The organism is Pseudobutyrivibrio xylanivorans (assembly GCF_008935055.1).
Classification (GTDB): Bacteria; Bacillota; Clostridia; order Lachnospirales; family Lachnospiraceae; genus Pseudobutyrivibrio; species Pseudobutyrivibrio xylanivorans_A.
Window position 1 is genome coordinate 2,468,360 of the sequence record NZ_CP043028.1, and the last position, 13,517, is coordinate 2,481,876.

14 protein-coding genes are annotated in these 13,517 nt (G+C 39.4%); 11 read left to right on the forward strand and 3 right to left on the reverse strand.

The annotated features are described in order from the left end of the window. Window positions 1–39: 39 nt before the first annotated feature. Window positions 40–1,083: a PAS domain-containing protein gene (locus FXF36_RS11085; RefSeq protein WP_151624064.1), complete on the reverse strand. Its 1,044-nt coding sequence runs from the start codon at window positions 1,081–1,083 to the stop codon at window positions 40–42. Next, window positions 1,067–1,747 carry a Crp/Fnr family transcriptional regulator gene (locus FXF36_RS11090; RefSeq protein WP_151624066.1) on the reverse strand — a complete coding sequence of 227 codons (681 nt, stop codon included), beginning with the start codon at window positions 1,745–1,747 and terminating at the stop codon, window positions 1,067–1,069. The genes FXF36_RS11085 and FXF36_RS11090 overlap by 17 nt, the downstream gene beginning before the upstream one ends. A 132-nt stretch (window positions 1,748–1,879) precedes the next feature. On the opposite strand from FXF36_RS11090, the gene hcp reads away from it, so the two are divergent. The 3 genes from hcp to FXF36_RS11105 all read left to right on the forward strand — a co-directional run bounded on the left by hcp (window position 1,880) and on the right by FXF36_RS11105 (window position 5,530). Continuing rightward, window positions 1,880–3,520, forward strand: a complete 1,641-nt coding sequence (gene hcp, locus FXF36_RS11095) for a hydroxylamine reductase (protein WP_151624068.1) — start codon at window positions 1,880–1,882, stop codon at window positions 3,518–3,520. Between the two features lie 11 nt (window positions 3,521–3,531). After that, on the forward strand, window positions 3,532–4,122 hold the full coding sequence (locus FXF36_RS11100; RefSeq protein WP_151624070.1) for a hypothetical protein: 591 nt from the start codon (window positions 3,532–3,534) through the stop codon (window positions 4,120–4,122). A 445-nt stretch (window positions 4,123–4,567) separates the two neighbouring features. Beyond that, on the forward strand, window positions 4,568–5,530 hold the full coding sequence (locus FXF36_RS11105) for a putative ABC transporter permease (protein WP_151624072.1): 963 nt from the start codon (window positions 4,568–4,570) through the stop codon (window positions 5,528–5,530). Between the two features lie 38 nt (window positions 5,531–5,568). Here the strand turns inward: FXF36_RS11105 and FXF36_RS11110 are convergent, their stop codons facing one another. Further along, window positions 5,569–5,967: an RrF2 family transcriptional regulator gene (locus tag FXF36_RS11110; protein WP_151624073.1), complete on the reverse strand. Its 399-nt coding sequence runs from the start codon at window positions 5,965–5,967 to the stop codon at window positions 5,569–5,571. A gap of 861 nt (window positions 5,968–6,828) precedes the next feature. On the opposite strand from FXF36_RS11110, the gene FXF36_RS11115 reads away from it, so the two are divergent. From FXF36_RS11115 to msrC, 8 genes are all read left to right on the forward strand, one after another. Then, window positions 6,829–7,449, forward strand: a complete 621-nt coding sequence (locus FXF36_RS11115) for an SGNH/GDSL hydrolase family protein (RefSeq protein ID WP_151624075.1) — start codon at window positions 6,829–6,831, stop codon at window positions 7,447–7,449. Between the two features lie 27 nt (window positions 7,450–7,476). Continuing rightward, on the forward strand, window positions 7,477–8,379 hold the full coding sequence (locus tag FXF36_RS11120) for a transporter substrate-binding domain-containing protein (protein ID WP_151624077.1): 903 nt from the start codon (window positions 7,477–7,479) through the stop codon (window positions 8,377–8,379). A gap of 40 nt (window positions 8,380–8,419) precedes the next feature. Further along, on the forward strand, window positions 8,420–9,079 hold the full coding sequence (locus FXF36_RS11125; RefSeq protein WP_151624079.1) for an amino acid ABC transporter permease: 660 nt from the start codon (window positions 8,420–8,422) through the stop codon (window positions 9,077–9,079). After that, window positions 9,060–9,734, forward strand: a complete 675-nt coding sequence (locus FXF36_RS11130) for an amino acid ABC transporter permease (protein ID WP_151624081.1) — start codon at window positions 9,060–9,062, stop codon at window positions 9,732–9,734. The genes FXF36_RS11125 and FXF36_RS11130 overlap by 20 nt, the downstream gene beginning before the upstream one ends. Then, window positions 9,735–10,475 (forward strand): amino acid ABC transporter ATP-binding protein, encoded by a 741-nt coding sequence (locus FXF36_RS11135; protein ID WP_151624083.1) that lies wholly within the window; start codon window positions 9,735–9,737, stop codon window positions 10,473–10,475. Between the two features lie 142 nt (window positions 10,476–10,617). Beyond that, window positions 10,618–11,493 carry a MetQ/NlpA family ABC transporter substrate-binding protein gene (locus tag FXF36_RS11140; RefSeq protein ID WP_151624085.1) on the forward strand — a complete coding sequence of 292 codons (876 nt, stop codon included), beginning with the start codon at window positions 10,618–10,620 and terminating at the stop codon, window positions 11,491–11,493. Window positions 11,494–11,712: 219 nt separating this feature from the next. Then, window positions 11,713–12,657 (forward strand): LysR family transcriptional regulator, encoded by a 945-nt coding sequence (locus tag FXF36_RS11145; protein WP_151624087.1) that lies wholly within the window; start codon window positions 11,713–11,715, stop codon window positions 12,655–12,657. 129 nt (window positions 12,658–12,786) lie between these two features. Further along, window positions 12,787–13,242: a free L-methionine (R)-S-oxide reductase MsrC gene (gene msrC / locus FXF36_RS11150; RefSeq protein WP_151624089.1), complete on the forward strand. Its 456-nt coding sequence runs from the start codon at window positions 12,787–12,789 to the stop codon at window positions 13,240–13,242. Window positions 13,243–13,517 lie beyond the last annotated feature (275 nt).

Here is a 13,517-nt window from a genome sequence, read left to right on the forward strand (position 1 = left end):
CGATATATGATTGCTCCACTTTTTGAATTAATAATTGTTTTACCTTCCAAAATGCTGCTCGGCAAAGCCCATAGGCTGAACGCATTCCAGAGTGCCTACATAGTTGTGATCTTTGTCGCGAACAGCCATGTATCGGATCAATACCGCCTGGTCGCCACGACTGCTCCAAATTTCGATGCAGTCTCTGGTGCCGGCTTTGAAATCAGCAATTATTGAGCGAACCATAGGCTCAAACTTAGGAGGATGACAGGTGTAGACTTCTCTATCAAGAGCGGTGAGGGGACGCTTAAAAAGCTTCATTTCATCGCCGTCATTAAAGTATTTATTTACATCATTTGCGTCAACAAATGTAAGCTCAATAGGAATAGTGTTAAGCATTGCATCCAATTGATATGGAGTGAGCTGACCAGATGGGAAGGTAATCATTTCACCAGTCTGAGGCAAGTCATTAACATTTTTCTTTGGAGTAGCTTTCTTCCAAAGTGGACGCTTCCCGATAAGACAAGGTTTGTAGTCATCAAAGTCTCTTGCAATATCCTGCCATTCTTCCTCAGTAAAATTTTTAGCGCAAAGAGGGAAGATGATGTTTTCCTCTTTGTAAATCATTTCCTCAGCGCGAGTGACTACTGCTTCAAGTCTTTCATTCCAATCTTTATCTTCTAAAAGTGACGAGAAATCTTTAGCACTATTAGACAGTGCCTTCATTTCGTCACGAATTTCATCATCCACTGTCCACATAATATCTGTAGGGCCGACAAAATGATATTTAAGCTTGAGGAGAGGATAGAGTAAATCGCCTTTTTCAGCATAATGAATAGCAAGCTCTCTGGCCTTATCCAAAGCTGGAATTAGATTTTCACGGCTTTCCATGGCAGTGCGTAGTTCTTTAAGAGCCTCAGAAATAGCTTCATTCTCAAGAGCGAATATATTAAGAGGATGATTCTCAATTTGCTTAAGAATGAGATACTGCTCATCAGCACCATCTTGCCTCTTCAATGGAGCAGCCTTTACCTTAGAGCCGATTCCCATGCCATAGCTTTCGTTTTTTAAAGTTTCGCCAATAGTATCAATTCTCTTTTCCATAATTTCCTTCCTTTACGATAAACGTATCTTTATCAAAATCTATAATTCCATCATCCCTCATTTTTGAGAGTTCGCGTATCATTGCGCTGCGATTAACGGACAAGTACTCAGCAAGAGCTACTCTTGAAAGAGGGGAGTTAACATATTTAGAATTCTGCTCCTGAGCAAGCTGGGAAATGTATGCCAAAAGCTTTTCCCGGATGCTGCCTTTTGAGAGAACTTCTATCTTATTAAGGAACTTTTGATTTTTTGTTCCCAGTAGGTGAAACAGGTTTGTTGCAATCTGAGCATGAAAGACACAGGCATTAGGACATGAATGAATTATGTTTGAGGCTGAAAGGAATAAGACTTTCGTATTCTCGGCAGCTTTAAATATCACCGATGAAGAAACGTCTTTTTGAACAGCAAAGCTTTCACCAAACAATTCCCCAGGACCGAAGAAGGTAAATAGAGTACTATTGCCCCAAATGTCATTCTTTATCATATGAACACTTCCATATAGAACGATACCTACATAAGGAATATGGTCTGTTTCCATATAGATTGTCTGCCCCTTCTTGAATTCTTTTTTGAAGGAATGAATGCAAACCAATAGCTTGTCCAAATCAACTTCTTTAATATTTTCAAAAAGAGCAACGTCGTTATAGCTAATTTCATTATTCATAGGGTTCACCTGCCTATCTATATACTACCTAAATAGTACGATGAAAAGAGTTGCATTTGCAACTATATTTGTTTGATTCCTGTTTTATAGTCCTAGGCATGAACAAAAACTGTTTTAAAAGGAGTCAAACAAATGGAAAATAAAATGTTTTGTTATCAGTGTCAGGAAACTGCAGGTTGCAGTGGTTGTACAATGTCTGGTGTATGCGGAAAGAAGCCAGAGGTTGCAAATATTCAGGATTTATTAGTTTATGTTACAAAGGGACTTTCTGCAGTAACAACAGCACTTCGTAATGAGGGTAAGGAAGTTTCAGAAAATGTAAATCACCTTGTATCAGTAAATCTTTTTACTACTATTACAAATGCTAATTTTGATTATGATGCAATTTCAGGAAAAATTAGGGAGACAATTTTTGTTAAGGAACAGTTGTTAGGTCAGCTTGGCGATGACGTGAAGGCTAAACTTCCAGAGGCTGCACTTTGGGCAGGCGAAGAAGTTGAGTTTGATGCAAAGGCAAAGACTGTAGGCGTTCTTTCTACAGAAAATGAAGATATTCGTTCACTTAGAGAACTTATTACATACGGTCTCAAGGGACTTGCTGCATATTCAAAGCATGCTAATGCGCTTCTTAAGGAAAATGTGGAAGTAGATGCATTTTTACAGAAGGCTCTTGCTGATACACTTGATGACAGCCTTACAGTGGATGACTTGGTACAGCTTACTCTTGAAGCTGGTAAATACGGTGTGGAAGGAATGGCACTTCTTGATGAGGCTAATACAACAGCTTTTGGAAACCCAGAGATTACACAGGTAAATATTGGTGTAAGAAATAATCCAGGTATTCTTATTTCAGGCCATGACTTAAAGGATCTTGAAATGCTTTTAGAGCAGACTAAGGGAACAGGCGTGGATGTTTATACTCACTCAGAGATGCTTCCTGCTCACTATTATCCATTCTTCAAAAAGTACGATAACTTTGCAGGAAATTATGGTAATGCATGGTGGAAGCAGAAGGAAGAATTCGATAGCTTCAACGGTCCAATTCTTATGACCACAAACTGCATTGTCCCACCAGCAGATTCTTATAAGGATAGAATGTTTACAACGGGTGCATGTGGCTATCCAGGCTGTAAGCATATTGATGGTGAGTACGGTCAGACTAAGGATTTCTCAGAAATAATTGAGATGGCAAAGAAATGTGATGCTCCAACAGAAATCGAGACAGGTACTATCACAGGTGGATTTGCACATGAGCAGGTATTTGCACTTGCTGATACAGTTGTAGATGCGGTTAAGTCTGGTGCAATCAAGAAGTTTGTTGTTATGGCAGGATGTGATGGACGAGCAAAGAGCAGAAGCTACTATTCAGAATTTGCTCAGGCACTTCCAAAGGATACTGTGATTCTTACAGCGGGTTGTGCCAAGTACAAGTACAATAAACTTGATTTAGGAGACATCGGAGGAATCCCAAGAGTATTAGATGCAGGTCAGTGTAATGATTCGTACTCACTTGCTCTTATCGCGCTTAAGCTTAAGGAAGTATTCGAGCTTGATGATGTAAATAATCTTCCAATCGTTTATAACATTTCATGGTATGAACAGAAGGCTGTAATTGTTCTTTTGGCGCTTCTATACCTTGGTGTGAAGAACATCCACCTTGGACCAACACTTCCAGCATTTCTTTCACCAAACGTTGCTAACGTATTAGTAGAAAACTTTGGCATTGCTGGAATCACTAATGTAGAAGATGATATCAAGACTTTGATTGGCTAGGAGGATAGAAGATGAGTGCATTTTTAGGACCAATTCATTCACTTATGTACAATAGAATCATTACCATGCAGCAGGTTATAAATGCTCTTGCAGACTTATCCAAGGCAGAGGGATGGAATGTAGATGTGAATGACTTTGTTATCGAGAATTTTCCACCAATAGAAGAGGCTGTAGATTTAAGTAACATCCATGCATCTTTATTTGGAATGGTGGATGGAGCTGAAAAGAGATTTGCAGGTGTAGTAGCTGCTATTGCAAAAGATAAGTTAGAGAGATTAGAGAAGATTGAAGCTACTGTTAAAGCAGTAGGCGAATCAATGAGGATTGAAGGTGTAAATAGTCCGGAGGACGCTTGCTTTAAACTACAGGAAGTTTTACTGGACGGCATGCCTTGCGACAGAGCTAGTATGGTGAATTTGAATTCAGATGGAAAAGTTGAAATCATTCGAGCCATTGATCTTCATTCCAGCTACTTTAAGGAAGCTGGCCTTGATGGGGATTTATATTATCAACTGTTAAAGGCATTTATCACGGGATTGTTTTCTGAATCGACAGTGAAGATTTCTGGTGATGTCATGCATACTATTTTAATTGATATGTAGTGAAATTTAATTATCCATCTTTTAAATAGTGCTGAGCCAGATGCAAAACAGAAGTATTTATCAATTATAAATGAAGATAAAGGGCTTTGAGATAAATTCATTGATAAAAAACATGTAAAAACAGGAAATTTTATAAATGGACAATGCTCAATCTAGCATGTATTCGTTAGCAATTGATAAAAAACTTGAATTTTGAAAAAATTTTATCAATCCAAAACGAAAGTATGTAGGCTGGCAAGGTGTCAATTGATAAAGTAGTAGTTGCTAGATTCTAGGAATGCTCCAAAAACACAGAAGAGCATACAGATATTGCAAAATATATAATTATATTATGGTAGTTAAAGAAATAGCCTTCGGTTTGAAGGCTATTTCTTTCGTATATTAAGGAAAAAATGTATAATCAATAAAAATGACATCAATTTAATTTCCTAAAATTGGAGGGTATATGGACTTCTTTATAAATTTGATATTGGTATTTTTTACATTTTCGTTCGTAGGCTGGTGCATTGAGGTAACACTGAAATATAGACAGTTTGGACGCTTCATAAATCGAGGTTTTCTCATTGGTCCATGGCTTCCAATATATGGTGCTGGGGCCGCGCTCATTACTCTTACAGTTGCAGGACTTACTCCTGTGGAGAGAGGAATTGGAACTACCTTTGCTATTTCATTAATCGTATGTGGCTTGATTGAGTATCTCGCCAGTTATTTTATGGAAAAAAGATTTCACGCAAGATGGTGGGACTACAGTCAAAAGCCAATGAACCTGAATGGAAGAGTATGGATAGGAAATCTGATTTTATTTGGAATAGGTGGAGTTGCAATTATTCATATTGTAAATCCGCTTTTATATTTGGCATTAGAAAACCTCAGTCTGTTTGTCAGGGAAATAATTGCAGGCTGCCTGGCTTCAATTTTCATTGCGGATTACAGTGTTTCTCATTTTGTATTAAAGCTTGTAAAAATAGGAGTTGAATCCAGTGAAGCTGATAATACAGAAGCCATAAGCAAGGATGTCAAATTATTACTTAGTGACAGATCTATTTTCTATCGAAGATTTGCCAATGCTTATCCTGATGTAATTTATCGTACAGAAAAAGTTAAGGCTAGAATGGAAGAAATCCGTCTGGAGACGGAGAAGCTCCGTGTTGAAGCTGAAAAACGTATAGACGAATTAAATCAGCAGTATGAAAAGAACAAAGCAGAGTGGGATGCAAGCATTAAAGCTGGAAAAGAGCAGCTTTGGGAAAACTTGGAGCCAACAAGCTTCATAAAGAGCAACTTGATAGAAAAGCAAAATCAGCTTATAGAATTGCTCTATGATGAAAGCACAGCGCCAGTTCCAGCAAAATCACTTATGGATGAAATAGAACACGAGCGATTGCGACTGGAAAAACGCAGCTGGTAACATTACTAAAGGGGCTCCGAAATGGAGTCCCTTTAATCTTAGCCGACAATATCTGATAGCTTTTTTCCATAGAAAAAGTCGCGTTCAAGCAGGTAGAATTCTGTCCACATTGGCAGAGTCTTGCAGACACTTTCTCTTGGGCACTCCGGTGCGCCATCAGCAAGGCACGCAACAGGAGAGAGGCTTCCCTCTAAAAGTTCAATGATTTCACCAACAGAATATTCGTTAGGCTTTCTGGTAAGTTTGTATCCGCCACCCTTTCCGCTGACACCAGTGACTAAGCCGCCGTGTACAAGCTCTTTTACTATAATCTCTAAGTACTTCTTTGAAATATCCTGGCGCTCTGCGATATCCTTCAGCGGAATATACGCATCAGGATCCTGACCAGCCAAATCTATCATTACACGAAGTGCGTATCTTCCTTTTGTACTAAACATATCCAAAATCTCCTTTCGTTGATTAACCCTAATATAACATAGGTAAGTGGGTGAATCAACTCTCTTCTGCACCTAAATTTTGAACGGGACCCCCTCTTGCCATGTCCACCGCCCTGCCCCGGGCCCAGCCCATTCTCATTTGCATCATTGGAGCATAATTGTAGATTCTCTTAAACTACTGTTGGAGCTTTCTGTGAGTGTCCTTTTATTGATTTTGCACTTCGAAGCCACTGTATCAACACTACACAGACACTTTGTAATTTATATAAGCTTCTCTGCACAAAGCTTAGGATAATTGCGTTCATACTCCATTCGCTAAGTGGGAAAACGAAATGTGTTTTGTAGATATAGGCACCACTCGGGATTCACGTCCATGTTCAGCCGCTCGTTCTCCTCGCCATCCGTGGCTCGTCTTGCCTATATCTATCAAAACAACATTTCTTTCCCACAAAGCTCATTTCAAAATCACGCAATTACTCCTAAGTTTGGTGCAGAGAAACTTAATCTAAGATTTGTTAGTGTCTGTGTTGTGTATACTGTGGCAATAGAAGTGCAAAGAATGGAACGGACACTCACAAATATAGAAAGCGAAACGTAGTTTTAGAGAATCACAATTATGCGACTGTGCAAATGAGAATGGGCTGGGCCCGGGGCAGGGCGGTGGACATGGCAGAAGGGCGGCCTGGGAATTAACTATACGGTACAGAAGAGAGTTGATTTTGGCGAATCGGTGTTAGGTATAAATCGAATTGATAGCCGGCTATAACATATTTTAGGAACTGCGATTATTGACCGTGTGGAGATTATATGTTAATATCCTATCAACCTAGTAGATAAATAGGTAATGGAAGGAGGTACAAGATGAAGAGTGTTTTATGCTTCGGCGATTCAAATACATATGGTTATAAGCCAGATGGCACAGGACGATTTGATGAAGCCACCAGATGGACAGGAATTCTTTCATTGAGGTTGGCTCCTGAGGGATACAGAGTATTAGAGGAAGGGCTTGTTGGAAGGACGACAGTTTTTGAAGACAGCATCAGGGCTGGAAGAAATGGTTCGGCACTGCTTCCGGTTATTCTGGAAACCCATAATCCTATTGAAAAGGTTGTGATTATGCTTGGTACGAATGATTGCAAAGCAGTCTACAATGCATCAGCGAAGGTTATTACTAGGGGAGCTGAGATTCTTCTGAAGCAGGTGAAGTCCTTTGATAATAATTTGAAGGTTCTTTTGGTTTCACCGATTTTTTTGGGAGAAAAGGTTTACCTGGAGGAATTTGATCCAGAGTTTAATCAGAAATCGCTGGAGACATCAAGAGAGCTGAAGGCATATTTTAAACGCCTGGCCGAGGAATATGACTGTTCATTTTTGGCAGCATCTGATGTGGCGGAGCCTTCAGAAATCGACCAGGAGCATTTGGATGAGAGCGGACATGTAGCTTTGGCAAATGCAATATATGAAAAATTGATAAAAATATAATAAATAGGATAGAGAGGTAAATTGATTATGAAAAAGAATTTTTTAAACAAGGTAACAGGAGCAGCATTAGTAGGAGCACTTGCAGTATCTGGACTTACAGCATGCGGTTCAGCTAATACAGCAGAGGTAGCAGACGAGGCAGTCACAACAGATGGAGATTCAATCGAAAGCGCATCATCATCAGGATTCAGAACACTTGATGAAATCAAAGAAAGTGGAACTATTAACATTGGCGTATTTTCAGACAAGAGCCCATTTGGCTATGTAGATGAGAACGGCGAGTATGCAGGCTACGATGTTTATCTCGCTGAAAGATTGGGTGAGGATCTTGGAGTAGAAATCAATTATGTTTCAACAGAGGCTGCAAACAGAATTGAGTACCTTCAGACAGGAAAGGTTGATATTATCCTTGCAAACTTCACAGTAACTGAGGAAAGAGCCGAAGAGGTTGATTTTGCACTTCCATATATGAATGTTGCACTTGGTGTAGTTTCACCTTCAGATGCAGTTGTTGAGAGCCTTGATGAAATCGGCGCAGATGATCAGATTATCGTTATCTCTGGTACAACAGCTGAGACATATCTTACAAAGAACTATCCAGATATCTCTCTTCAGAAGTATGATGCATACGCAGAGGCTAAGACAGCATTTGAGAATGGCAATGGTGTAGCTTGGGCAAACGACAATACAGAGGTTATTGCATTCTCACTTGAGAACGAAGGCTTCACAGTAGGTATACCTTCACTTGGTGATCAGGATACAATTGCACCAGCAGTAACAAAGGGAAATAAGACTCTTCTTAACTGGCTCAATGATGAACTTGTTTCACTTGGTAGTGAAAACTTCTTCCACGCTGGATATGAGGCAACTCTTCTTGATACATATGGTGCTGACTATGAGGATGAATTAGTAGTAGAGCCTAGCAAGTAATTTGATTTGCAAAAATAATTGATAAAAGGATTTTGACATAATGGATTTAGCAGTTATAGAAAGCTATGTTCCACTGTATAAGAACGCGTTATTACTCACCTTAAAAATTGGATGGCAGGGCATTTTCTTAAGCTTTATTATTGGCTTGATTGGCGCTGCCATCTTGCATTTTAAAGTCCGCGGGCTTAAGACAATCATTGGAATATACATAGAATTATTCAGAAATACTCCACTTTTGGTACAGTTGTTTTTTATTTATTTTGCGCTTCCAAAGGTGGGCATAAAGATAACAGCGGAGACCTGCGGTGTGCTGGGGTTGGGACTTCTTGGAGGAGCCTATATGATTGAGACCTTTAGAAGTGGTCTTGAATCGGTGGCTGTCATTCAGACAGAGAGCGCTCTTAGTCTTGGGATGACAAAGGGGCAGACCTTCATTCATGTTATCCTGCCGCAGGCTATCTCTATCAGTGTGCCTGGACTTTTGGCTAATGTGATTTTCCTTTTGAAGGAGACATCTGTTTTCTCAACCATCAGTCTGATGGATTTGATGTTTACAGCAAAGGACCTAATAGGAATGTACGCGAAGACTATCGAGTGTCTGTTCCTGCTAGTCGTATTTTATCTCATAATGCTTCTTCCAGTTTCTATCATAGGAGCGATTATTGAAAGGAGGTTGCGTTATGCAGGATTTGGGGATTGATGTTTTATTTAAAGGCACGAACTTTCTTAGACTGCTTCAGGGACTGTGGGTTTCTGTTGAAATCAGTCTTATATCCGTAGTTATAAGCATTGCACTGGGATTGATTATCGGTGTGCTTATGACACTAAAAAATCCGATTTTACATGTCATTTTAAAAATCTATTTGGAGATAGTTAGAATAATGCCGCAGATGGTTCTGTTGTTCATAGTCTATTTTGGAACGACAAGAGTATTTGGCTGGGATTTGTCGGCAGAGACTTCGGCTATATTTGTATTTTGCTTTTGGGGAACTGCTGAGATGGGAGATCTGGTTAGAGGCTCCATTAAAAGTATTTCAAAGGTGCAGTTTGAATCCGCATATGCGTTAGGAATGAACAAGATTCAGGCGTACGGATATGTTATTTTGCCACAGACAATCAGACGATTGATACCGCTTTCCATCAATCTTATTACAAGAATGATAAAGACAACTTCTCTTGTAATGATGATTGGAATCGTGGAGGTATTAAAGGTGGCGCAGCAGATTATAGAGGCAAACAGAAAGGCTTCGCCTAATGCAGCCTTTGGTGTTTTTGCAGTAGTATTCTTGCTGTACTTTTTGGTATGCTGGCCAATCAGCAGACTTAGTGTATATCTTGAAAAGAGGTGGGCATAAATGAGTGAATTACTAAAGGTTAAACATTTACGAAAAGAATTTGGAAATAACATAGTTCTTAAGGACATCAACCTTTCCGTAAATAAGGGAGAGGTTGTGGTTATTATTGGACCATCTGGCTGTGGAAAGAGTACTTTCCTTCGATGCTTGAACGGACTTGAGGATATTCAGGGGGGCGTTATTACAATCGATGGACTCCCAGTGGAGGCAGATAAGCGGGAAATTACAAAGCTTAGACAGAAGATTGGAATGGTGTTTCAGTCTTATGAGCTGTTTCCGCATTTATCAGTTATAGATAATTTGATTCTGGCACCAACTAAGGTTCAGAAGAGAAGCAAGGAGGAAGCTACCAAGGAGGCACTTGTGCTTCTTGATAAGGTGGGACTTCTTGATAAAAAGGATTATTTCCCACGCCAGCTTTCAGGTGGACAGAAGCAGCGTGTTGCAATCGTAAGAGCGCTTTTGATGCATCCAGAGATTTTACTTTTTGATGAGGTGACAGCAGCCCTCGATCCTGAGATGGTACATGAGGTGCTTGAGACAATGCTTGAGCTTGCAAAGTCAGGTTCAACAATGCTTATTGTTACCCATGAAATGGGATTTGCAGAGGCTGTAGCAGATAGAATTATATTCTTTGATAAGGGAGAAATTGTGGAGGAATCTGATGATGTGGAAGGGTTCTTTATTGCACCTGAGACAGAGAGAGCGCAGAAATTCCTTAGAACATTCTCATATAATTAAAACATGATTTAGTTATCAATTGAATTGATAACAGGCTATAAGTTTTGTTTAGGGTAAAACCTATTGATTAGTAGGGTAATAAAGTTTATAACTTAATGCATAAGATAAACGCGACATAATAAAGGGTAAAGGAGAAATGATTATGACAAAGAAAATATTAGCAAGCATTTTAGGAGCGACATTCGTACTTGGAGCAATCACAGGCTGTGGAGCAGAGGAGTCAGCACCTGCAGATACTTCAGCACCAGCAGAGACAGCGGCTGAGAGCGAGGCAGCACCAGCAGAGCTTCAGACAATCAAGGTTGCAGCATCAGCTACACCTCATGCAGAAATCTTAGAGTTTGCAGCACCACTTCTTGAGGCAAAGGGCTACAAGCTTGATGTAACAGTTTTTGATGATTATGTTCAGCCAAACCTTGTTGTAGAATCAGGTGAGTTTGATGCAAACTATTTCCAGCACGTTCCATATCTTGATAGCTTCAACGAGGAGCAGGGAACACATCTTGTTGATGCAGGTGATATCCACTATGAGCCATTCGGAATTTATCCAGGCACAAAGGCTTCACTTGATGATGCAGCTGATGGCGATGTAGTTGCTATTCCAAACGATACAACAAACGAGGCAAGAGCACTCCTTCTTCTTCAGGACAATGGACTTCTTAAGCTTAAGGATGGTGCAGGTCTTACAGCTACAATCAACGACATCGTAGAGAATCCAAAGAACTTGGAGTTCCAGGAGCTTGAGGCAGCACAGGTTGCACGTGTTAAGGATGAGGTAGCATTCGTAGTTCTCAATGGTAACTATGCTCTTGAGGCAGGTTTCTCAGTAGCAAAGGATTCAATTGCTTATGAGTCAACAGATTCAGAGGCTGCAAAGACTTATGTAAACATTATCGCAGTAGCAGAAGGCAACGAGAACAATGATGGTATCAAGGCTCTTGTAGACGTTCTTAAGTCTGATGATGTAAAGAAATTTATTGCTGACACTTACGACGGGGCTGTAGTAGCATTTGAGTAAATATCAAATTTACTCAAATGCGTAACTGCAGTTGATTTTGAACTGGTTCAAAATCAGCTGTCTGCTTGCAGATAAAACTGCTGCTTTCCTTGGCAGCAGTTTTACTTTGCATTTGAATAGTAACTTTGAATAAATATTTGGACTTGATTTGGGGGCCTAGATAAAATAATATATTACCTAGTAAGTTAGTCTGTGAAAGGATTAAAATAGGGAGAAAAAATGACAATACAACAGGTAATATATGCACTTACAATCGAAGAATATGGCTCAATGAACAAGGCTGCAGAAAAGCTCTATATTGTTCAGCCAACACTTACAAGTGCTATTCAGGAGCTTGAAAATGAAATCGGAATTACGATATTCATGCGAACCAACAAGGGTGTTATCGTTACCCCTGAGGGGGAGGAGTTCCTTAATGATATCAGAGGCTTTTATCGTCAATACGATATGGTAATGCAGAAGTACAGCGGAGAGGGTACCTACAAGAGAAAGTTTGGTGTTTCCACTCAGCACTACACCTTTGCAGTACGAGCTTTTGTAGATATGGCAAAGCAGTACGATATGAATGAATTCGATTTTGCTCTTCGTGAAACTACCACGTTAGATATCATCAAGGACGTTAGCTCACTTAAGAGTGAAATAGGTATTCTTTATATTAATGAGCTTAACAGAAAAGGATTAAATCGTCTTTTCACAGAGCACAGCCTTGAGTTTCATTCCCTGATTAAGTGTAAAGCCTTTGTATATTTATGGCATGAGCATCCACTTGCAAAGATGGAGTCCATCAGCATAGAGGATTTGCAGGATTATCCTTGCATGTTCTTCGAGCAGGGAGATAATAGTGAATACCTTGCTGAGGAAATCCTTAGCGAGAACTTCTATCCTAAGATGCTTCGTGTAACAGACCGTTCAACAATGCTTAATTTGGTGCGAGCTCTTAACGGATATACGTTATGCTCAGGAATTGTCTGGGGTGATCTTAACGGAGATGGCTATATTGTTGTGCCATTCCGAGGCGATGAGGAAAACCCAAACAGTGTAATGGATATCGGATATATCACTAAGAAAAATACTGTTATGTCTAAGATGGGCCAGCAATTTTTGGAAGAGATTGACAAGGCATTAGACCAGATTGATAAGTCGGTTATTTATGAGGAAGATTAATATTTGTTTTTAAAAAGGGGCTGTGAAAAAACTCCCCTAAAAAAGGTAAGGAGAATGTTGATGCATTGTTCCTTGAATATGATGATGAAAGATCAGGTGGCGCAAACATTTTAATTTGGAGGAATACAAATGACTGATTATAAATTGCTTGCAGAACAATTAAAAGCATTAGCCGAGGATGAGCCAAATTACATTCCAGTACTTTCAAATGCTTCAGCGCTTATAAATGAAAATTTAGAGGATTTAAACTGGGCAGGCTTTTATTTGATGAATAATGGTTCATTATTACTTGGACCATTTCAGGGAAAGGTTGCCTGCATAAGAATTGCTATTGGAAAAGGTGTATGTGGAACAGCTGCAGAAAAGGACGAGACACTTGTAGTTCCAAATGTGCACGAATTCCCAGGACATATTGCATGTGACTGTGCATCCAATTCTGAGATAGTAGTTCCTATTCATAAGGACGGCAAGGTTATTGGTGTCTTGGATATTGATAGCCCAAGTCTCAATAGATTTTCAGATGAAGATAAGGCTGGACTTGAAGAGTTTGTAAGAACTCTTGAAGTAGTTACTCAGTTTAGATAAAAATTCATTGACAATCACTGCGATAATAATTATACTGTCAAAAAATACACATAGGAAAAGAAATGTATATGACAACATTTACACTTACCAATAATTTCATAGCTTCAAATAATGACGCCGATTCGAAGAATCCGGGGTCTGATTTTGCTATGTTTGGTGAGTGCAGGTGTATAGAGTAGTTTTATACATTTATAGTATTGTTTACTAGCCTCATCAAACTATTAGGGTTTGATGAGGCTTTTTTAATATTAAATAATACAAGACAACAGGAGGAC

Excerpts from the sequence above, each read along its gene's own strand:
- FXF36_RS11085 (WP_151624064.1), bottom strand. The coding sequence starts at position 1,083 with ATGGAAAAGAGAATTGATACTATTGGCGAAACTTTAAAAAACGAAAGC.
- FXF36_RS11090 (WP_151624066.1), bottom strand. The coding sequence starts at position 1,747 with ATGAATAATGAAATTAGCTATAACGACGTTGCTCTTTTTGAAAATATT.
- hcp (WP_151624068.1), top strand. The coding sequence starts at position 1,880 with ATGGAAAATAAAATGTTTTGTTATCAGTGTCAGGAAACTGCAGGTTGC.
- FXF36_RS11100 (WP_151624070.1), top strand. The coding sequence starts at position 3,532 with ATGAGTGCATTTTTAGGACCAATTCATTCACTTATGTACAATAGAATC.
- FXF36_RS11105 (WP_151624072.1), top strand. The coding sequence starts at position 4,568 with ATGGACTTCTTTATAAATTTGATATTGGTATTTTTTACATTTTCGTTC.
- FXF36_RS11110 (WP_151624073.1), bottom strand. The coding sequence starts at position 5,967 with ATGTTTAGTACAAAAGGAAGATACGCACTTCGTGTAATGATAGATTTG.
- FXF36_RS11115 (WP_151624075.1), top strand. The coding sequence starts at position 6,829 with ATGAAGAGTGTTTTATGCTTCGGCGATTCAAATACATATGGTTATAAG.
- FXF36_RS11120 (WP_151624077.1), top strand. The coding sequence starts at position 7,477 with ATGAAAAAGAATTTTTTAAACAAGGTAACAGGAGCAGCATTAGTAGGA.
- FXF36_RS11125 (WP_151624079.1), top strand. The coding sequence starts at position 8,420 with ATGGATTTAGCAGTTATAGAAAGCTATGTTCCACTGTATAAGAACGCG.
- FXF36_RS11130 (WP_151624081.1), top strand. The coding sequence starts at position 9,060 with ATGCAGGATTTGGGGATTGATGTTTTATTTAAAGGCACGAACTTTCTT.
- FXF36_RS11135 (WP_151624083.1), top strand. The coding sequence starts at position 9,735 with ATGAGTGAATTACTAAAGGTTAAACATTTACGAAAAGAATTTGGAAAT.
- FXF36_RS11140 (WP_151624085.1), top strand. The coding sequence starts at position 10,618 with ATGACAAAGAAAATATTAGCAAGCATTTTAGGAGCGACATTCGTACTT.
- FXF36_RS11145 (WP_151624087.1), top strand. The coding sequence starts at position 11,713 with ATGACAATACAACAGGTAATATATGCACTTACAATCGAAGAATATGGC.
- msrC (WP_151624089.1), top strand. The coding sequence starts at position 12,787 with ATGACTGATTATAAATTGCTTGCAGAACAATTAAAAGCATTAGCCGAG.